This is a genomic window from Aquaspirillum sp. (assembly GCF_055136605.1).
The window spans coordinates 1-21,887 of the sequence record NZ_JBSQVP010000040.1 but is presented as its reverse complement, the minus strand read 5'-3'; the positions used below and the strand labels follow the sequence as shown (position 1 = coordinate 21,887).

General features: G+C 50.3%; 14 protein-coding genes. 3 read left to right on the top strand and 11 right to left on the bottom strand.

The features are described from left to right. Positions 1 to 1,557, bottom strand: a 1,557-nt coding sequence (locus tag ACTBZS_RS08155) for a methyl-accepting chemotaxis protein (RefSeq protein ID WP_463043798.1), incomplete at its 3' end; no start/stop codon positions are given. 268 nt (positions 1,558 to 1,825) lie between these two features. Between ACTBZS_RS08155 and gltX the strand changes: the two genes are divergently transcribed. Next, complete coding sequence (gene gltX / locus ACTBZS_RS08150; RefSeq protein ID WP_463043797.1) at positions 1,826 to 3,223, top strand: glutamate--tRNA ligase; 1,398 nt, start codon at positions 1,826 to 1,828, stop codon at positions 3,221 to 3,223. A gap of 106 nt (positions 3,224 to 3,329) precedes the next feature. Further along, entirely contained in the window at positions 3,330 to 3,683 is a 354-nt protein-coding gene (locus tag ACTBZS_RS08145; protein ID WP_460431324.1) for a response regulator, read from the top strand. A gap of 138 nt (positions 3,684 to 3,821) precedes the next feature. Here the strand turns inward: ACTBZS_RS08145 and ACTBZS_RS08140 are convergent, their stop codons facing one another. The 5 genes from ACTBZS_RS08140 to ACTBZS_RS08120 all read right to left on the bottom strand — a co-directional run bounded on the left by ACTBZS_RS08140 (position 3,822) and on the right by ACTBZS_RS08120 (position 13,902). Next, entirely contained in the window at positions 3,822 to 6,404 is a 2,583-nt protein-coding gene (locus ACTBZS_RS08140; RefSeq protein ID WP_463043796.1) for a sensor histidine kinase, read from the bottom strand. Then, positions 6,401 to 8,464, bottom strand: a complete 2,064-nt coding sequence (locus ACTBZS_RS08135; RefSeq protein WP_463043795.1) for a PAS domain S-box protein — start codon at positions 8,462 to 8,464, stop codon at positions 6,401 to 6,403. The genes ACTBZS_RS08140 and ACTBZS_RS08135 overlap by 4 nt, the downstream gene beginning before the upstream one ends. A gap of 74 nt (positions 8,465 to 8,538) precedes the next feature. Next, positions 8,539 to 9,630, bottom strand: a complete 1,092-nt coding sequence (locus ACTBZS_RS08130; RefSeq protein ID WP_463043794.1) for an HD domain-containing phosphohydrolase — start codon at positions 9,628 to 9,630, stop codon at positions 8,539 to 8,541. 28 nt (positions 9,631 to 9,658) lie between these two features. Next, positions 9,659 to 12,220, bottom strand: coding sequence for a response regulator (locus ACTBZS_RS08125; RefSeq protein ID WP_463043793.1), 2,562 nt, complete (start codon positions 12,218 to 12,220; stop codon positions 9,659 to 9,661). Between the two features lie 200 nt (positions 12,221 to 12,420). Next, a complete protein-coding gene (locus ACTBZS_RS08120) occupies positions 12,421 to 13,902 on the bottom strand; it encodes an aminotransferase-like domain-containing protein (RefSeq protein ID WP_460431309.1) in 1,482 nt (493 codons plus the stop codon). A gap of 155 nt (positions 13,903 to 14,057) precedes the next feature. On the opposite strand from ACTBZS_RS08120, the gene ACTBZS_RS08115 reads away from it, so the two are divergent. Next, a complete protein-coding gene (locus tag ACTBZS_RS08115) occupies positions 14,058 to 14,666 on the top strand; it encodes a LysE family translocator (protein WP_460431310.1) in 609 nt (202 codons plus the stop codon). 42 nt (positions 14,667 to 14,708) lie between these two features. On the opposite strand, the gene ACTBZS_RS08110 is transcribed toward ACTBZS_RS08115, so the two are convergent. Genes ACTBZS_RS08110 through ACTBZS_RS08090 form a run of 5 tightly spaced genes read right to left on the bottom strand, consistent with a single transcriptional unit; the run spans position 14,709 to position 21,806 of the window. Beyond that, the gene (locus ACTBZS_RS08110; RefSeq protein WP_460431311.1) at positions 14,709 to 15,326 is read right to left on the bottom strand and encodes an excisionase family DNA-binding protein; all 618 of its coding nucleotides are present in this window, start codon (positions 15,324 to 15,326) and stop codon (positions 14,709 to 14,711) included. Then, positions 15,323 to 18,346 (bottom strand): ATP-binding protein, encoded by a 3,024-nt coding sequence (locus ACTBZS_RS08105; protein WP_463043792.1) that lies wholly within the window; start codon positions 18,344 to 18,346, stop codon positions 15,323 to 15,325. The genes ACTBZS_RS08110 and ACTBZS_RS08105 overlap by 4 nt, the downstream gene beginning before the upstream one ends. Then, positions 18,347 to 18,715, bottom strand: a complete 369-nt coding sequence (locus ACTBZS_RS08100; RefSeq protein WP_460431313.1) for a response regulator transcription factor — start codon at positions 18,713 to 18,715, stop codon at positions 18,347 to 18,349. Between the two features lie 12 nt (positions 18,716 to 18,727). Continuing rightward, positions 18,728 to 19,855 carry a response regulator gene (locus ACTBZS_RS08095; protein WP_463043791.1) on the bottom strand — a complete coding sequence of 376 codons (1,128 nt, stop codon included), beginning with the start codon at positions 19,853 to 19,855 and terminating at the stop codon, positions 18,728 to 18,730. A 37-nt stretch (positions 19,856 to 19,892) separates the two neighbouring features. Next, positions 19,893 to 21,806, bottom strand: a complete 1,914-nt coding sequence (locus ACTBZS_RS08090) for an ATP-binding protein (RefSeq protein WP_463043790.1) — start codon at positions 21,804 to 21,806, stop codon at positions 19,893 to 19,895. Between the last annotated feature and the right edge of the window lie 81 nt (positions 21,807 to 21,887).

Below are 21,887 nucleotides of genomic sequence, written 5' to 3'. Positions count from 1 at the left end.
CACCGCTGCGCTATTTTCTTCTGACATTTGGGCAATTTGCTCAACATTTTTCGCCACCAATTGGCTGGCAGAACTTTGCTCACGCAAGGCCTGAGAAATACCGGCCACTAGGTCTAACACGTTGCCGACATTGTGGGTAATCTCATCAATCGCCTGTCGCGCTTGCTGTGCCATCTGCACACCGCTGGTCACCTTGCGCTCACTGTTACGCATATTGTCCACCATGGTATCAATACCGCCGCGAATGCTATCAATCACTTTGCCGATCTCTGCAGTTGAAGTGGCGGTACGCTCCGCCAATTTGCGTACTTCATCGGCAACCACAGCAAAACCCCGCCCTTGTTCACCGGCCCGTGCCGCTTCAATTGCTGCATTCAAAGCCAATAGATTGGTTTGATCGGCGATGTCGCGAATCACATTCACAATCACATCGATTTTTTCTGAGCTCTGCGCCAGCTCTTGTGCCAGATGTACCGACTCTTGCATGGTGTCAGCAATATCTTGCACGCTGTCTGCCGCCATGCGAATCACATCACTGCTTTGGGTGGACTGTTGGCGTGAGTTTTCCGCCGCAGTGCGTGTGCCATCGGCGCGTTCATTCACCTGATCAATGCTGACGGTGAGTTGTTCTACTGCCGCCGCTGCAGTGCTGGCGGCCTCACTTTGAGTTTGTGTGGCATAACTGATTTGGGCAGCACTTTCTTTTAATTGCAGCGAAGCTTGTGCCACATGCTCACTGCCGTTACGCACCTCGCCCAACACTTGTTGTAATGCTTCTTTCATGTCAGCTAGCGCATGTAGTAATTGGCCCACCTCATTGTTTCCACCACGCGGGACACTAATGGTCAAATTACGTGCAGCAATTTCTTTCGCGACAGCTACAGCACTGGCTAATGGCAGGGAAATGCTGCGAGTAATCAATACCGATAAGACAACCCCAATCAATATACTGACAACTAAAACGGCAATAGAAATAATTAAGTCATTTTGCGCTTGTTGCTGCCGTAATAAATTGTTTTCTTCTGCCGCTTTTGTTTTCATTTCAGTCAACTGGCGAATATTTTGCATGGCCTCATCAAAAATAATCACCGTTTTATTGCGCCGCACCGACTCTGCAGCCATGGTTTTTCCCTCACGAATCAAGGGATAAAAATCTTCCGCAACCGTTTTTCGGTACGCCAGCGACAGAGCACGGGTTTTTTCTGCCAACTGTTTCTGTTCGGGATGGGCATCAAGGTTGGCATTTTGGAAAAACTCATCCCAACTTTTATCCATCGATTCGGCCAAACCGGCAAAGCGTTGGTGTAATACAGCCGACATCTGGGGGTTATCATTGATAATCATCAACAGAACAGTCGAACGATAAGACTGCAAATTGTCCGTGACGATGCCGAGGGAGGCGATGGGGAGTACGTTTTCACGATGGTTGCGGTGGCTAGCGGCAACGCTGTCGGCGCTGGCACGGATGCTATCCACCCCGACTAATAAAATAAAACATAGCAATAAACCCGCTAACAAAAATAGTTGGGTTTTAATTTTCATATAAGAAATTTTCATTTATGGCTCGCTTTCTTGGGGTTTTACATAATATTTGCGTAAAGCAAACACGCTGCATGACAAGAAACTGAAAAAAAGTACAAGGAAAAGACAATACCGCAAGCAAAGCCAAATCACAAATCAGGGTAAAGACGCCACCCTGACAACAAATGCAATTTAAAACAAATTGAACAAATTAGGCTTTTTTGTTCTTTCTACTAATAATTTCCCGAATAGCACTGATTTAGCGTACAATCGGTGCTTTTATTTCTTGCTGCTCGCACTGACGATGATGATTCGCACTCGCTTTGCTCCTAGTCCAACCGGTTTTTTGCATATTGGTGGTGTTCGTACAGCCTTGTTTTCTTGGGCTTACGCTCGTAAACATGGCGGCAGTTTTGTGCTGCGGATTGAAGACACCGACTTAGAACGCTCCACGCCCGAATCAGTTCAAGCGATTTTGGATGGCATGCACTGGGTTGGGCTCGATTATGATGAAGGCCCGTTCTATCAAACCCAGCGTTTCGACCGCTACAAAGCAGTGATTCAACAATTACTTGCCAGCGGCCACGCCTATCACTGTTATTGCTCCAAAGAAGAACTCGAAACTTTGCGTGCCGAGCAAGAGGCGCGCGGTGAAAAACCACGCTACGACCGTCGCTGGCGGCCCGAAGCAGGAAAGACGTTGCCCGCTGTCCCTGAAGGCGTACAGCCCGTGGTGCGTTTTAAAACGCCATTAGAGGGTGTAGTCGCGTGGGATGATCTGGTCAAAGGGCGGATTGAAATTGCCAACAGTGAATTAGACGACTTGATTATCGCTCGTCCAGACGGCAGCCCAACATATAATTTCTGCGTAGTGGTTGACGATTGGGATATGAATATCACCCATGTGATTCGGGGTGATGACCATGTTAACAACACGCCACGGCAAATCAATATTTTGCAAGCGCTTGGTGCCCCCTTACCGCACTATGCCCACCTACCGATGATTCTGAATGCAGATGGACAAAAAATGTCCAAACGCCGTGATGCTGTCAGTGTGGTGGACTATGCTGCTCAAGGGATCTTGCCAGAAGCGTTGCTAAACTATTTGGCCCGCCTCGGTTGGGGACATGGTGATGACGAATTTTTCAACATGACGCAATTTGTTGAATGGTTCAGTTTAGAAGCCGTCAGCCCGAGCCCAAGCCGCTTTGATCGCGAAAAATTCTTGTGGGTGAATCAACAACACATGAAAGCTGCCGATAATAGTCGGTTAGCGCAGTTGATTGCGCCACAGTTAAGCGAGTGGGGTTTGAATACAGCCGCACCCGATCTTGCTACGGTCGTGGCTTTGGTGAAAGAGCGCGCCCGCGATTTGAATGAATTGGCACAGCAATGTGACTACTTCTACCAACGCCGCCAACCAACGGCCGAGGAAGTGGCGAAACACTTTGATGATGCCGCCCGCGCCCGTATTTTGGCATTTGGTCAAACCCTAGCCACACTGACTGAATGGAATAGCGAGAGTATTCACGCGCTGTTTAAACCATTCTGCGCCGAACAAGGCATTAAAATGGGGCAGCTTGGGATGCCGTTGCGGGTCGCGGTTTGTGGCAGCACGCAAACCCCTTCGGTGGATGCTGTTTTAGCGTTGATTGGGCGTGAAGAAGTGCTAAAACGCATAGAAGAAAGTTGTGCTGCGTAAAAAAACAACAGCATCATAGAGGGTAGAGTGATGCAGATTCGACAGAAGACGCAAAAACCTTTACTCTCTCGCAGGAAAATGCGAAATTTACCTATGAAGGCGAATAATGAAGCAGGTGTTAGTGATTGATGACAATGCGGTGAATCGAAAACTGGCCAGCGTCATGCTACGTAAGCGTGGATGGAATGTCGATGAAGCCGAGGATGGTTTTATAGGGCTGGATAAGCTACATGCCAAAGCCTATGACCATGTTTTACTCGATATCAGTATGCCGGGCATTGATGGCGAGGAAGTCTGCCGCCGGATTCGGCAAGACCCTGCTTTACAACATTTGCACGTTGTTGCCTACACCGCACATGCTTTTGAATCTGACCATGCGCGGCTGCGTGAAATCGGTTTTAACGACATCATCACCAAGCCTGTTAGCATGGCCATTTTGCAAGAAAAATTGCCAGACTAACCCATCAACACACCTGCCCGATACCGCTAGCACCTTGTCTAGCGGTTTTTTTGCGTCTGCTGTAATCGGGAGATGGAGGCGAACGAATATGTTCGCCTCAAGTCAAAGCATCGGAACACTCAAACAAAGGGCATAGACCTAGGCTTTTGCAGGTACAACACATTTTGCCTCAATCGGTAACCGCAGCTCAAAACACGAGCCTTCGCCTACCACCGAGCGTACCAACACCACATTACCGCCCATTAACCAAGCCAATTCTCGCGCCAGTGCCAACCCTAGGCCGCTACCGCCTTGGTCACGAGTAGTGAAATTGGCGTTTTGGCGGAATTTCTCAAAGATTTTTTCATGCTCTGCTTCGGGAATACCCGGCCCAGTGTCTTCGACTCGAATATGAAGCTCATGCTCATCGCAGTTGACATGGACTTGCACTTCGCCGTGACGGGTAAATTTCACCGCATTGTTTAACAGATGATTAAACACTTGCTGTAACCGAATTGGGTCACCTTCCCATTGCTCCGGCAAATTGCTATCGATATGCAAGGCAATCGGCAATGCTTTTTCTGCTGCCAAAGCCTGATTTAAACCAATCACATCACGCAAAGCAGGCAACAGTGGGAAGCGACAATGGTCTAACACCATGTTGCCCGATTCAATTTTGGCAAGGTCTAATACATCATTCACGAGCGACAGTAGATGCTTGCCACTTTGATAGACGGTGTCAGCGTATTCGTAGGTTTCATCATTGGCGGCATCCATCCGCAGCAATTCAGCAAAGCCTAAAATACCGTTCAGCGGGGTACGCAGTTCGTGTGACATACGCGCAAGGAAATCGCTTTTCATGCGGTTGGCCTCTTCAGCTTGTGCTCGCGCTTCTTCTACCCGTTCAAAAGATTCCTCGACACTGTGCGCCATGCGGTTCATCGAGTCGTTCAAGCGTCCCAGTTCATCATCCGATCCTTTCGGGAAACGGAAACCAAATTCACCACTTTCAATGCGGTACAAGCCGCTAATCAAATCCGTGATCCGCCGTGTCAGCATCGAGGCCAGCCAAATCGCAATCGCCACCACCACAATCACCATCAGCATCGTCGAAACCGACAAACTAAAGGCAGTGCGTTGTAAGGAATGGTCGATAAGATCACTGATTTCTTGCTGTCGCTGCTTCATCTTGCTGGCAAATTCACTGACTCGCTCGCTCATCTGTGCAGCCGTTTGTTTAGCTGGCTCTTGGAATTCGTCGATATTGGCACCGATGGTCACATACCCAAAACCCCGCAAAGTATTGCCATAGTGGCCGGTGTAATAAGGAATGGTCGCGGCAGTGGTCAGCTTCCATACCCCTGTCCACAAAATCAAGAACGACCCCGAACCGCCAAACTGGGTCAGGTCGTGCCAGCCTTGGCACTGTGGGGCAAAATTAAGATAGCGACACTCCAAACCGACAGTGCCAGCCTTATTTAAGGCTTTGGCTGGTTTTTTATTGCGTGTTTGTTGATCGAAAATCGGGACATTTTTCAGATACTCACGCAGGGGCAAACCACTCTTTTGCCAACCTTCGTATAACGAGGCCTCTAACCACGGTGTGGCATATTCACCGGTATTCGGATCAAAACCAACGATGGAGTGATGGCGGGGGTGGGCAACAGAACGATCTTGATAATCCCAAATAAAGGCGTAGTTGCCACTGGCTGGATCAGCAATTTGTCCATAGCGTTGGTCATTGGGTAATAAATGGTCGGTGAAACCCAAAATATGACGATGGTCGAGGGCTAAGGTGACATACCCCACCACCTTACCGTTTTTCTCAACCGGTGTTGCCCAACGGATAATGCCCTGAAAACGCTTACCCAGTGGGTTTTCTTTACCGGCATAGGCTTCTTGTTGGGGCTCAAAGGGAATGCCGGCGGTTGCGGCTTTTTCTGGGGTAAAGGTCCCAATCACCCGTGACGGCACATACGGCCCAATCACATCCGACACATAGATTTCACCGGGCTTCAGTTTTTGTAACTCGGCAAAATAGTTCTCTGCCTTGGCATAGGTATTTTCTTTTTTCGAGACATCACGCAACTCTTTTGGCAGTACATCGGTTGCCGAGACTTTGATGCGCTCTTGCCCTGTTAAATCGACAAAGGTGATTTCGTGATACAGCGGTACTAATTTTTCGCGTAACACCGTCTCAGGTGGGCGATAGTGAAAGTCTTGTTTGTTTTCTTCGTTGGTCGCGTGAACTTGGCGCTCGGTCCAATTCTGCAGCGGTACTACCGGCTCCCAGCCCTTACCATCAGCGGTCAGCTTCCATTCGCCACTGTCCACCACACCACGCAACTGTTGTTGAATAAAGCGTTGATAGTGTTCTAGGTCTTGCTCCATCTTGGCAACAAACAGAATATCTTGATCGCGGTCGTACAGAAAATCAGCCACCGCACGGGCAGTGTCGGTAGTCAAACGTTCTAATTCTTCACGCGCCCGATCATTCAGTGCCTTTTCTGCCTCTTTAGAGAAGGTTTTTCCCATTTCCTCGACCGTCTTCGCCACTTCTGCGGTTAGGGTGTCGGATTGTTCATTCATGTTTTTGCCAAGATGGGTCACCCCTTCCCACGCCACCAAGGCCAATAACACCAAGGGAATAACTTTAATCAGCACAAACAGAAAAATCAGTTTTGCACGAATGCCCCAATGATAGAAAAAAGCTAAAAGAGGTTTTTGTTCTGTTGTACTCATGATTGCCGCCCTAACCAACGAACTAAAGTGGCCTGTAATGTGGCCAAGGTAAATGGTTTTGCTAAATGATCGTCCATGCCAACATCCAAACAGCGTTGGATGTCCTCGGGCATGGCGTTGGCGGTCAATGCCAAGATGGGGGTTTGTGCTGCCACGCTGCCGGCGTCTCCTGCACGAATGCGTTCGGTGGCTTCAAAGCCATCCATTACCGGCATCTGGCAATCCATTAAAATCAACTGATAGTCATGTTGTGACAGGGCTTCGAGCGCTTCTTTGCCGTTGTTAGCAAGATCGACATGAAGATCTTGTTTTTTCAACATCGCCACGGCCAGTTTCTGGTTAATCAGATTATCCTCCACCAGCAAGACCCGTCCGACCAACTCTGTTTTCTGTTTCGCCGCTCTGCCCGCTTCTGGATGAGTCTCTTCAACAGGCAATGGCAAACTGATTTCAAACCAGAATTCCGACCCTTCGCCTTGAACGCTGTTGACCCCAATCGTGCCACCCATCATGGCAATCAAGCGTTTACTGATCGACAGGCCAAGTCCCGTTCCACCAAACTTGCGTGAGGGCGAGGTATCCACTTGTGAGAAAGGCTGGAACAGGCGCGCCACGCCTTCAGGACTGATCCCGATGCCAGTGTCGCGAATCGCAAACCGCATCTGGCAGGCGGAGGAGGTTAATGTCAGGATGGAGACCTGTAGGGTGACTTCGCCCACTTCTGTAAATTTAATGGCATTTCCCAACAGGTTAATCAACACCTGTTTAATTCTACCTGCATCACCACACACCACACGCGGCAATGCCAAATCCAGTTGCAGTGCCAGTTGAATGCCTTTAGCACGGGCAGAAACATTCATCAAACCGACACAGCCATTTAATAGTTCATGCAGTTTGAACGGTTGGGTATCAAGCTCGAGCTTGCCGGCTTCAATTTTTGAAAAATCGAGAATGTCGTTAATGATGGTGAGTAACGATTCGGCACTGCTGCGAATGGTTTCAGCAAAATCGCGTTGTTCTTCGTTCAATTCCGAGTCGAGCAATAAGCTAGTCATGCCAATCACCCCGTTCATTGGCGTGCGGATTTCATGACTCATATTGGCTAAAAATTCGCTCTTGGCGCGGCTGGCCCGTTCTGCATGAAGTTTGGCGTTTAATAGCGCTTGCTCAGCCTCTTTGCGTGCTGTGATGTCAGCAAAGCTGCCGACCATCCGCAACGGCACACCATCCGCACCGCGTTCAACCACATCCCCACGGTCTAACACCCAAATCACCCGCCCATCTTTACGGCGCATCCGGTGTTCGTGATGATAGCTTCCGCCACCTTTTAGACAAAACTCGATGGCTTGCATAATATCGGGCTGTTCTTCTGGCAATAAACAGCGGGTAAAGTCTTCAACCGTACCGGATAATTCCTCACGACTGTAACCCAAGATGTCAAACCAACGGGGGTTGTGTTTCAGGGCATTGGTGGTGATATCCCAGTCCCACACACCTTCTCCAGTGGCCTCAAGCGCATAGCGTAGGCGGCGTTCACTTTCTTCGATCTTGATTTGCGCCATCCGAATGTCGGTAATGTCATGGGCAATCACTAAAATTTGCGGTCGGCCTTCTTCATCTAAAAAAGGCTTTTTAATCGAGCGAAAGAATCGACGGTCTCCGGTTTCATCATCGGTGGATTCTTCAAATACCACCTCGGTTTCGCCGCGCGCCATGATATTTAGGACATTTTGCCGGAAAAACTCGGCCTGCTCGGGGGTGGCACTGAAATCACCATCGTCTTTACCTACCATGTCATCTGGTGTCGTGCCATAAAAATCGGCCACAGGTCGATTGCATAGCAAAAACTTGGCGTGGTGATCTTTGAGAATAATAAAGTCGGGACTTTCATCCAATACCGTTCGCAGCAGACGGCGTTGAACACGCAAATCGCTTTCAGTTTGACGCAATTTTTCTGCCAAGGCCTCTACAGCCAACAGCCGAGCTTGTTGCTCGGCAATGGTTTTTTCTAATTCAGCGATTTTTGCTAAGGCGGCTTGGTATTGTTCAACCGATGTCATTTACACATTCTCTTATTCAACTCATATTTTTTGACCGAATAGACTGCAATCACTTCGGTCTACAACCGCCTCAGCTATGCCGGTTTCAGGGCACTGAGTTCAACCATCGGTGGGGTGTCTTCATCATCTTGAAACTGGTTGCGTATATCTAACACTTGCTCCCACACCGAGAAAAACGCATCCACACAACGTGGGTCGAAATGACGGCCCGATTCATCGCGCAATAACTGACAAGCACGGTCCAGTGGCCAAGCAGGTTTATAGGGACGGGCAGAGGTCAGGGCATCAAATACATCCGCCACAGCCACAATACGACCGGAGAGGGCGATTTCTTCGCCTTTAAGACCATTGGGATAGCCGCTACCATCAAATTTTTCGTGATGATGCAGCGCAATTTCCGCCCCCATTTGCAATAAACGCGAATGGCTGCCCTGTAGCAAATCGTGACCAATCTGGGCATGGGTACGCATAATGACCATTTCATCATCATTTAACCGCCCGGGTTTCAATAAAATGCGGTCGGGAATCCCTAACTTACCGACATCGTGCATTGGTGCTGCGCGCAACAACAACTCGCATTGCTCTTCAGGCAGCTTCAAGGCTTTTGCAATCAAGCGCGTGTAATGCGCCATACGTTGAATATGGCCGCCGGTTTCTGGGTCGCGATATTCTGCCGCACGGGTTAAGCGAATGATGGTTTCCATCTCGCGATCAACCAATTGCCGTGTGGCCTTGCGTACTTCTTCTGCCAACCATTGATTGCGGTCTTTTAACCGCAGGTGTTGTTGCCGCAGCTTCAACAAGTTGGTTAGACGCGGTTGTAACTCGAGAGGATCGACCGGCTTATTCAAGAAATCGGTGATGCCAGCGGCTAAAGCACGATGACGAATTTCGCGGTCTTGGGCTGCGGTAATCATCACCACGGGGACATCCATCGCCCCCGGCTCACGGCGAAAACGAGCCACCAACTCCAACCCATCTAACCCGGGCATCATATAGTCCACCAGCAACAAATCGGGCAGATGTTGTTGGCAGGCGGTGAGGGCATGAAAAGGATCGAGAAAAGAACGAATTTCTAAACCCTGATTGACCGCAGGCAACAAGCCACACAGCTTTTCAAACAAAACCAAATTGATTTGGTTGTCGTCAACGATATAAAGCAGCATTTCGCTATGCTCCTGCAGTCTTGGCGCATCAACCGCCGGTTTGGTATAAAGCGGCGCGGGTTTCCGGCACCACCGAGCTCACCCACGACCAACAATCGGCAATCGAACCTTGTGCGTTTTGGTGGCCACGTCCGGCTAATTCGAGTTGACCCAACGCCGCCGCCATCCGATCAAGCCCCAAATTGGCGGCCGAACCTTTTAGGCTATGGGCTAACTCGACAAGGCCTGTTGAAGCATCTTGTTGTGCTAAGGCAGCTAATTGTGCCCATTTGCTATCCACATCAGCCCACAAATCCTCTAATAGCTGTAGCCGCACTTCCTCTCCCAGCAGCTCATCAAGCTCTTGCATACTGCTGGTATTGAGCAGTGGGCTATTCAATACAATTTCGGGCAATGCGAATGAGGACACAGGTTTAGCCTCCACAGGAGAAGATTGAGAGAAAGAAGATGAGGAATCGCCCTCGGCCTCGGCCGCAGTTTCAGCAAGCACAGGCTCGGGAGCAGGCGTTTCTTGTAGGCGGGTTTGCCAGTGACGTAAACAATTTGCCACAGCTGAAATATCCACCGGTTTGGCGAGAAAATCATTCATACCAGCGGCCATACAGGCGCGGCGGTCTTCGCTCATCGCATTGGCCGTCAACGCAATCACCGGCAAATTCGCGTTAACGCCCCCACTGCTACGCAGTGCGCGCGTGGCACTTAGGCCATCCATGCGTGGCATGTGCATATCCATCAACACCACATCGTAACGATGACGAGCAAGATATTCCAATGCTTCAACACCATCTTGTGCCAACTCGGGCTCGTGCCCTAATCGGCGCAAAATACTGCTAATCACCTGTTGATTGACCGCGTTATCCTCCACCACCAAGATACGTAACGGCATATCGGTAACCGGCGTGGGCACCAAAGGCGTGGATAAGGGACGTTGTAAGGTGGGGTGATTTTCTGGCAATAACGTTAACAGTTGATCGAGCAACACACTGTGTACCAGCGGATCGGTGTTCATGCTGATAATGGCTTCTTGCTGCGGCACCTCACTGCGTAAAGCAGGATTGTCTAATAACAGCAATAGCGCAGGCACATGCGCTTTAGGATGGCTTTGCATCAGCGTACGAATATCGAGTGCATTGATACCGGGCAAGGGATGACGGGCAATCATCACATCCACCGGATGATGATAGTCACCATCGCCGACACAATGTTCACGCCAATCGGTTAGTGCCTCGACAGTTTGACTGAATAATGAAGTTTGAGCCCCCCAATGCGTCAATAAACGCGCAATCTCACTGCGTAGGGTTTCATCTGGCTCAATCAATAACACATTTAGGCCAGCCAAAGGCCGCTGTTCTGTGGTGATCGCCGACTGTCCTGGGCACACTTGTAACGGCAGTTCAAACCAAAACACACTGCCGACCCCTAATTGGCTTTCAAGGCCAATCGTCCCACCCATGCGTTCCACCAAACGCTGACAAATCGCCAAACCTAAGCCTGTGCCACCATAGCGGCGGGCGGTGGAAGAATCGGCTTGGGTAAACATGGTAAAGAGGCGTGATTGCACTTCTGAGGCAATACCAATCCCGGTATCACGGACATTCACCCGCAAACGACCAAACAATCCTGCTTCTTCTAAGGTATCGCTAATGGCATCGGGCAGGTCTGACATTGCCGCTGTTGGCAGGCTTTGCCAGTAAATTTCAATGGTTACCGTACCGCGCTCAGTAAATTTGACGGCATTCCCAACCAAATTTAGCAACACTTGGCGCAATCGCCCTTCATCCGCCAACACATAATCAAAACCTCGGGTATCGAGACTGAGCATCAGCGACACAGGTTTGCCGACCAAGCGTGTGGCCATCAAACTTTTCACCCCTTCGGCCAGTTGCGGTAGATCACAGGGTGAAATCTCGAGTTCTAGCCGCCCGGCTTCCATTTTCGAGATGTCGAGGATGTCATTGATAATCGACAACAGGGCATGGCTGGAGGCATCGATAGTACGGGCAAAATAGGTTTGTTCGGGATCAAGCCGAGTTTGTAACAACAAGCTGCTCATCCCAATAATGCCATTGAGGGGAGTGCGAATTTCATGGCTCATGGTGGCCAAAAATTCACTTTTGGCACGGTTGGCCCCTTGTGCCTCATCGCGGGCTCGTTCAAGGTCTTTTTGTAAGGAAATCTCATCGGTGACATCGCGCACAATACCGCGATAACCTTCAAAAGTCCCTTGCTCACTGAATACCGGCACCCCACTAATCGATAAATACCGTGGCGCCACCCCCGGTGCAGCTTTGAGGCGGTAGGTAAAATTACGGAACGGTAAATGGGCATTTAAAGTCGCAATATGCTGTTCTAGATCGCCAGATTGAATTTCTTGTGAAACATCGACAATTTGATCACGGCGCTTTCCAAGCAAGGCCAAAGGGTCAATCCCTTGTCTGACAATGCCTTCGGAAAAATAGATAAAGCGATGTTGTTGATCGGTTTCCCAAAACCAGTCAGCAGCAATTTCAGCTAATTGCCGTGCTTGGCTGGCTTCAAGCGACAGCGTGCCTTCTTCATTGCAAGATGCATTGACATTGTGTGCGCTCATTACACGCCCTCATCCATCGCACGGCAGGCAAAGTCAGAAAACAGACTGAACATGGAAACAGCTTTCGTATCGAAAAACGGTTCAAGACAGGAGGATAGCAACAGATTACCCTAACAATCAATCTAAAATCACAATTAAGTATTAAAAACGACTTGATTCTATACTTATTGCCATAAATCTTGTATTTCTCAATCGCCTGTTTAACCTAATTGTTTATTGGTTAATTCCCCTAATTGTAACAGCGCTTTTATATGACGTTCACTAAAAGGGTAACAACCTGATAACCTTATATGACGGTTGTAACGCCCGGATGGTGAATACAGCGTGCCAGGCATGATAGAAATTTTATGTTGCAGGGCTTGGCGGAATAATAAGGCACTGTCACATCCCTCCGGCAATTCCACCCACAGCAAAAATCCGCCCTGCGGTGCAGTCGCACGAGTCCCAACAGGGAAATGCGCCGCTAACAATCCACGCAGGCGGTCTAACTGCGCTGCATATAAACGGCGCAAACGGCGTAAATGCTGTTCATATCCTCCCATCTGTAAGAATAGCCCAGTGGCTTCAGCTAACAATGCCGGTTGTGCAACAGAAGAACAAAATTTCAAATCAGCCACATCACGACTAAATCGCCCAGCTTCAATCCAACCAATCCGAAAGCCGGGGGCCAACGTTTTGGTATAAGACGCACACACCAACACCCAACCATCGCGGTCAAACGCCTTCACCGCAGGGGCCAGCGGCATATCAAACTGCAATTCAGCGTATAACGCATCTTCAATCAGTGGCACCCGATAGTCATTCACCAAACGCGCTAAACGCTGCTTAGCCGCCAGCGGCATACAACAGCCCAAGGGGTTGTGCACATTCGGCATCGCGACAATCGCTTGCAGGCGTTTTTCTTGTAATAACAGCTCGACCGCATCAACCGCCAACCCCGTTTCTGGATGAGTGGGAATTTCGACCGTTTTCAAACCCAAACGATCAAGCAGTGGTAACAGGTTAAAGTAAGTCGGTGACTCTAAACCGACGGTATCACCCGGACGAGTTACCGCACGCAACGCCAGCTGTAACGCCTCCATACAGCCATTGGTCAGGCAAATTTGTGCAGGGTCTAATTCCATGCCAAGACTATGGGCATGACGGCAGATTTCTTGACGCAATAACAATGGGCCCGGCGGCAGGCAATAATCAGTCAATAACTCTGGTTTACGCCGCGTTAACTCGTGTACCAATTTGCCTAATTTCGCCCCCGGATAAAAATCACCCCCCTTTGGACAGGCCAAAGACAAATCAATATGGTCTTGCCGTTGATTGGCGGCTAACACCGCTGCGATTTGATTTAACACCACTAAATCGGCTGGCTGCGCCTCGCTTTCGGGAACCGTGGTTGTTGGCAGCGGTGGTGCGGCCAGTTGTGATCGCACATAGTAGCCCGACTGTGGACGAGCCTCGATAAGTCCACGACTTTCTAAATGGCGATAGGCTGCTAACACTGTGTTTAAACTGACCTGACGCTGTTTTGCTGCTTCGCGCACTGAGGCCAAACGCGCCCCAGCAGGTAAACGGCCATCTTGCATTGCGGCACGCAACGCTTCTGCCAACATCAGGTAACGCGGCATTTCAGTCGGTGTGTCATGACTCGGGCCCACCACAAAGGGCATATTGTCGGATCTGTCCATTTTGTTCTCTATCACAGTTCATCAGCACAGCAAGGGTTACAGTGTGTTTTTCGCATCACTGTATCCCATATAAAATTTTATTTTTGCCACTGTAACCATAACACTAAACCCGTTATCGTAGTGTCACCGAATCATTCACAGCACGAGGTGACATTATGATGTTAGACATTCCTTTGATGACCTATGTGGCCAGCCTCTCGGTGACCCCCGGCCCAAATAATTTGATGTTGGCAGCCAGTGGCGTCAATTTTGGCTTCCGCCGCACATTACCCCACATGCTCGGCATCAGCATCGGCCATGCCGTACAGGTGACATTAGTGGCGTTGGCTTTTGCATGGATCATGCAATGGTTAGAAGCGGTGCGCTTACCGTTGATGGTGGTTGGATGTAGCTATTTGTTGTGGTTGGCATGGAAACAAACCCAAGCCGATCGGCCCGATTCTCGGGGCGGACACCAGCCTTTGGGCTTTTTAGGCGCAGCAGCGTTTCAATGGGTCAATCCCAAAGCGTGGATGATGGTATTGAACGTAGCGATTTTGTTTTTGCCTGCCGACAGCCACGCGGGCGATGCTTTGTTATTGGGCGTGTGTTGTGCGGTGGTGAATTTCCCCTGCATTGCGCTGTGGGCGTGGACGGGCGATGCCTTGCGGCGGTGGATGCACCAGCCATGGGTGTTACGCAGCTTTAATTACAGCATGGCGCTGTTATTGGCTGCTACCGCTGTCTATTTGTTAGTTGACGAATGGCGGCATGTCATGGCCTAGATGGAAGGTGCTCCCTGCACACAGCAGGGAGCCGACCGGAGGTTAATCGATATAATCCAAATCATCCCCCAACATCACTGGGTCTTTATCGCTGGCCTGTTGCAACCAATCGGACAAGGCAGCAAAGTCCACTGGTTTTGCAAACACCCGTACCCGTGCCGGTACCCCCCCTTCAGCTTCAATGGCATGGCTTTCCATCCCCGTGACGGCTGCCACATGCAAATGGGCCAATTCTGGCCGCGAGCACAGATAACGCAGCAAGGCAAAACCGTTTAAGTCGGGCATCCGCAAGTCGGAAATCAGAAAGTCGGGCTGAAAACGGCCAATCGCTAACAAGGCATCAAACCCCGAAGCGGCTTCAAAAAACTGCGCCTCCGGTAACATCAAGCTGAGTTTGATACGATAGAGCTTCATCATGGCAATATCGTCTTCCACCAACAAAATACGTTTATGCCCTGTACCGGGAGGGGGATTGCCTTGGGCGCGGCAGAGTTGTTCCACTGCATCGACGCTGACCCGTCTATGACCCCCTTGTGTTTTCCACGCCGGCAACCGGCCACTTTCTACCCAAAGCTGCACCGTTCGCAACGACACTCCAAGCCGTTCGGCGGCCTCACGCGTTGTGCAATGTGGCTGGTCAGGCGTCAGTCCATGAGTCATTTTGTTTCCCCTATGAGTGGCAGATAGACGGTCACTGTGGTACCAGCCCCAAAACGACTGTCCACCGTGACATATCCGCCATGCAGTTCAATAATTTCTTTCACCACGCTCATCCCCAAACCTGTGCCGGGGATTTTTCCAGAGCTATCTGCGCGATAAAACCGTTCAAAAACACGCGCCAGCTGTTCGCTGGACATACCAATACCTTGATCGCTGACTTGAATCGCACATAGGTGAGGCTGTTCTGCCACCTCAGCCGACAAAACCAAGCGAATTTCACCGCCATTGGGTGAGTACTTATAGGCATTGGATAAAACATTGTTAAAAGCCTGTCGCAATTTACCGCTGTCGGCATGAACCAATACCGGTTGGGACGGCAACGACACCACGACTGAGCGATCATCGCCCGGCATTTTTAGGCCATTGACGGTGTCACACAGCAGCTCATTCAAAGACAAGGTTTGTAAGCGGAAATCTTTGCCACGCCGCGCCTCAATGCGCGCCAAATCGAGCAATTCATTGATAATTTGCACCAATAAACCCGATTGCTCATAAATCGTGGTCAACAAATCACGCTGAGTTTGTTGATCAAAGTCATTGTTGAGCAACAATTCGGCAAAACCATATACGCTGGCCATTGGCGTACGCAATTCGTGGGCCGCAGTGGAAAGAAATTCGCTTTTTAGCCGTTCTACTTCCACTTCTGCCGTTACATCGCGAAAATACAGCAACACGTTCACCGAGTCGTTACTACTTTCCGAAATGCCCACTTCAATAATCGCCTTACGCGGCCAACGCAATTCAAACAACTCGCGGTTTTCGCGTCCCTCGCGTGGGCCATCGCCAGCGCTGTTCAACCGCGCCCGCAACGAGGCTAAACCACGATACGGGGCCTCAGGTGCACAACGGTCTTGCAAGGCTGCATCAAATTGAGCTGGTGATAACCCAATTAAAATGGTTTCACTCAATCCGGTTAGGCGTTCAAAGGTTGGGCTGACATAGCGCAACACCCCTTGGCTATCGAACGACACAAAGCCATCGGGACTCATGCGGAAAATCGCTTGCAGTTGTTTAGTGCGTTCTTGCAAACGCAGCTCTGCCATCCGCCGCTCGGTAATATTCAGGTGAGTTCCACTAATCCGTAATGCGCGGCCATTGCCATCTCGTTCCGATACCTTACCAGAAGCCAAAATCCACAACCAACGACCATCCCGATGGCGCATCCGCACTTCGGATTCAAAGTCAGGCGCATGACCGTCTAAATGGGCATGTAATAGACTGCGTACCACTAAAGCATCATCAGGATGACACAAGGCACACCACCGCGTTAGGTTGAGTGGGTCGAGTTCTTTAACCTCATACCCCAACATCCCCGCCCACAGATGGTTAATTGCCATTCGGTCGTGCAACACATCCCATTCCCACAAACCAATCGTGGCACCGCGCACCGCCAGCTCTAAGCGTTGTTCACTGGCCGAGAGCGCATGTTCGGCACGTTCGCGGGCTTGGTCGGCATGACAGGCATCAATAATGCCGGCCAAACTGGCTAACAGGGGTTCGAGTAGATCAATGTGGTGGCTTTCATAGCCCCCCTCTCGATTAGCCAGCCCCAAGACCCCGAGCACCTTACCGCCCACCGCCAACGGCAACCCCAAAAAATTGCTCAGTTTGGGTTCATTCAGCGCATCAGCGGGTGGCAGCGCCGGCAGATTCGACACGATAGGGCGGCCTTGCACAACCACCCGTTGTAGTGCTTCATCTAAACTCAAAAAACCGGTTTGGGGTTGATATTGCTCGCCATAGAGATAACGGGCGTGATCACGCGTGGCGGTTGAGGCCAGTGCGTAATGACACAACACCGGCTGTCCCTGCGGATTGTCACGTACCTCGGCAATTAAACCGACTTCACTCTCTAACAATGGCAACAGCCGCTGTAACAGCTGATGTAACAACACCGGCAACGGCACATTAGCGATTTTTTGCGCTTGGCTTTCGGTGATTAAATCGCTGACCTCAAATTGTCGCCGCAACGAGCTTTCTCGTTCACGCAAAATCACGGTACGTTGTTGAATTTTGTATTCCTGTGCTTCCTGTGTGGCCTGTAAACGATCCATCATGGCATTAAAGACTCGAGCAAGACGTTGATACTCGGCAAACCCCGTCTGAGTCGGTAAGCGTTGTTGTAACTGTCCGGTACGGGTAATGTGTTGTGCCGCCTCGCCTAAATGGACTAAGGGGTGCATCAGGCGGCGGGCGACGATATAACAGGCAGTCAACACCCCTGCCAGCAACAAAATCACAATGGCAATTTGCAATCGAAACAACGCAAACAATTCTTGCCATGCACTGTCCATCGACACACTAGACACTAACGATAAATGCAGTTGATCTAATGGCCATGCCAGATTCAGGGGGGTGCGAATTTCTACTGTATTCGCCACAATCGTCCCCACCAAACGCTGCCCTTGCTCGGTGACAATCGCATGTTGTACTGAGTCAAAGTCTTGCACCAACAGATATTGCATGGGGATTTCAAGCTGCAACACCGCTGCCGGCCCCGAGCGGCTAGAGAGATGCACTGGCCGCGCAATCAACACCGTCCACTCCAACGGTTCTTTACGCAACACCGCCAGCATTTGCCCATGTTCCCATACCGAAGCAAGCTGATAAGGGTCGGGGCCCAAAGGCCGATTGACAAATAACGACAAGCGACTGTGCAAAATCGGGTCATCGACCTTGGCGATAAATTCATTGCGATCTTGTAATGGTCGCCCTTCAAGAATCAAAGTGCTTAAGCCAGATGAAGCGGCCAGCGTATCAAGCTGCATCAAGGCAGCGTGAAAGCGCAACTCGATATTTTTGGCAGTCTGTATCGATTCATGTTCTAGCTGCGCTTGCAAATGACCCACAATCCAACGCTGCATAAAAGCAGAGGACACACCGGCAACAGCTATCGCCGTCAAAAGCGAAATCGCAGCGGCAGCCCACAATAGCCGAGGCAATAAAGACGGATTGGACATTTAGCGATAATGCTCACGCAGAAAAGCCAACAGTTTTAACGGACTGAAGGGTTTTGGAAAATAAGCATCAGCGCCCACCGCCATCCCACTTTCAATATCGCTGGCCTGACCGCGTGCCGTCACCATCACCACGCCGGTGTTAGCCAGTGCAGGGTCTTTTTTGATTTGGCGACAGACTTCAATACCGTCAAACTCCCCCGGCATCATCACATCCAAAATCACCACCTGTGGCCGGTGTTCACGAACCAGTTTCAACGCCCCAGCACCGTCCTCTGCCTCAATCACGTCATACTCTTGGCATAAAGACAACCGCAGCAATTTACGCAAATTGGCTTGATCGTCCACGATCAACACTATCGGTTTATTCAAGGCCGGCTCCGATCAACAGTTTAAGGCGCGGTCGAGTTGTGCAATCAGTTGTTGCAACACGGTTTCGACTTCTAATTCTCGATTTTGCAAATCTTCCACCGAGAAACGCGCATGGTCGATAACTTCTTTCAGCGCATGTTCTTGTGTTTCTTTGAGATCAAAACAATGAATGATGGTCTCTAAACTATGCGTCATTTCTTGCAAAATGTTTTTGCTGTTCTCGCGTTGCTGTTCTAGCTCACTGCGTAAACGCTGGGACAGACCAAGCAAGCTGCTGCGTGTTTCCAACAACTGGCGTTGCTGTTGCAATGCAGTATAAACATAATCCAAACTTGCCACGCGTAAACTCATGCCTTCGGCAATTTGTGCAACATGGTCGCGCAATCTACCATGTCTTTCTTCGTCCAGTGGCATGTCTTTGATCAAAATGGTCACCGAGGGATAGTTAAATACCGCCCGTTGCCGAAATTCAAAAATGCGGTCCATCGTTTTGGCATGTTGTAAAATCTCTTGCTCGATGGGAATGGGCTCGCCACCATGACTATTCAGATAGCGCCCACGACAGGAATTGACCTCGATAATCGCTTGTAAGCCAAATTGAGCCAACGCATCTAAACCACACTGAATTAAGCTGGTTTCATCCTGACAGCTGGCAGCATCACGCATCAAGCCCAAGACCACACCGGTTTCACCCAAAGCGGTCATCACCGAGAAAGTGGTTTGATTGGCTTGCATGGCATCCAAACGCGCTTGTCGCCGCGCACTGGCCAACGATGAGAGATTATTGACTTTGTAGTGCAAGTCGGCCATTTCGACCGGCTTAATAAAGTAATCATCTGCACCACAGTTATAGGCTTCAAGACGATCGGGCAAACTATCCCGCGCCGATAAAATCAAAATCGCCATGTCCTCTAATTCAGGATCCGTCCGCAGGTGGCGGCACAGCTCATAGCCATTCATCCCCGGCAGGTCTAAATCCAAAATAGCAACCGTGGGTTTTTCTTCTGATTCAAGTTGCTGTAACTGGGACAGGGCGGACTCAGCATCAGGATAGGCACCCACCTGATATTCCCCTTCAAACACCGCTTGCACCCATTCCAGTTGAAACGGATCGTCATCGACATGCAGTAATTTTTCCATGATAGAGCTCTCGAATCGTTAGTCTAGAAATCAATAGTTAGGCGCTGGCAAAGTCTTGTTCAGCCATGTCTTCCGCTGCGTGATTGACGGCAGACAGGGCATCACACAGTTGCAACACCCGATGGCGCAGCACATCCTCTGGCAGAGTTTGCAGGGCTACGCCTTCAAATTGGCTGGCAATCCGATGCAATTCCACTGCCCCGATTGAACCAGCAGCACCGCGTAAGCGATGGGCAATGCGTGATATTTCTAAATAATCTTGTTGTTGCAAGGCATCTAACAGTCGCTCAACGCTGTGTTGATGATGGCTGGCAAACAAGGCAATCATGCGCCGTGCCAAGGGCAATTTACCGCCACTAAAGCGCAATGCCTCGCCCAAGTTGATGGCCTCAACTGTGCCTTGTTTCATCTGGCGTGGTACCACGGCCATCGGGGGCGGGGTGGGGACATGCGGATGCTCAAGACAATGGCGCAGTTGCAGTGGCGTAAACGGTTTTGGTAGAAAGGCACAGGCCCCCGCCGCAAACGCCGCTTCTTTTTCTTTTTGTTCAGGATTCGCTGTACACAACACTACATGCGGCACCGCACCAACCGCAAAGCGGCTTAACCAATACGGTAAGCGCGGCAGGCTGTCGCCGTCGGGTAAATGGCGGTCGAGGAAAATCCAATCGGGTGTAACATGCGATAACACCGCTTCCGCTTGTGCCAACGAGGTTGCGGCCTGACACGAGGCGCCTTCTTCGGTTAACCAATGGCACAACAGCTCGCGCAATACCATTTGATCTTCGACCACCAACACCGTTTTGCCATGCAATATCGGCGTGCTGCGGGTGGGGGTTTGTGACGGCGGCGGTACATCACCGCGCAGTTGTGCCGCCAACACCGGAAAATCCAGCGGCTTTTCCAAACGGCCATCCACCGCCACCAAGCTGTCATCCCATTGCCGTCCCGGATGGGTGATGACATACAGTCGGCTATTCATATCGGCATGGTGCCGCAACAGCATACAGGCTTCTTCCAAAGCAGCAGCAGAACGGCCATCGGCCAGAAAAACATAGTTTAATTCCGCCCGTAGATGGGGCATTTCATCCAATAGCGTAATCGCTTCTTGGATATTGCTCACCCCAATCGAGGCAATGTGGAGATGGTCTAACATCACCGCCAGCAAGGCACGCCCAACTTTGTTTTCATCAATAATCAAAGCATTGCCTGCCAAGCGAGGGATAGACTCAAACACATGCTCCCCGCCCACCAACGTCAGCGGCAGAATCACTGTAAACGTAGAGCCCAGCCCGGGGCGACTGCTGACCGTGATTTTTCCGTCCATCGCTTTGACCAAGCTGTCGGTGATCGCCATGCCCAAACCACTGCCGCCGAAGCGAGTTACAATGCCTTCGCCTTGGGAAAAATCTTGAAATAAACGGGCACACTGCGCCTCATCCATGCCAATCCCACTGTCTCGCACCCGAATTTGCAACAAGGGCCGACCCGCCCGATCACAAATTACCCCGAGCTCAAGTAATACCCAGCCTTTTTCAGTAAATTTAATGGCATTACTGACTAGATTGGTGACAATTTGCGTCAAACGGAGAGGATCTGCCACGATCCGGCGCGGCACATCTACCGCCACGTCAAAGTAAAACTCAATCCCCCGCGCCACCGCCAACGGCACACAGATTGCCCGCAGATTGTTGAGCAGTTCGGTCACATCAATCGGCACCGGTTCTAAACGCAAAGCACCACTGTCAATGCGGCCAGCATCCAGTAAATCGTTCACCAGCTCTAACAGATTGTGGCCTGTACGCTGCATTTTGCTCACTAAATCAGCCTGTTGCGTATTTAACGGCGTTTGGCTGAGTAGCTCGGTCAGGCCCAACAAAGCACTGAGCGGTGTACGCAGTTCATGTGTCAGACGCGAGAAGAAAACTTGGGAAGGGCGTTGTGGGTTCATGGCAGAGACTTTGAACTATACCTAAATCGGTAAAAAATTAACGCAAAGCAGCAGAAAAGGCCTTTTTTGTTACCATATTTA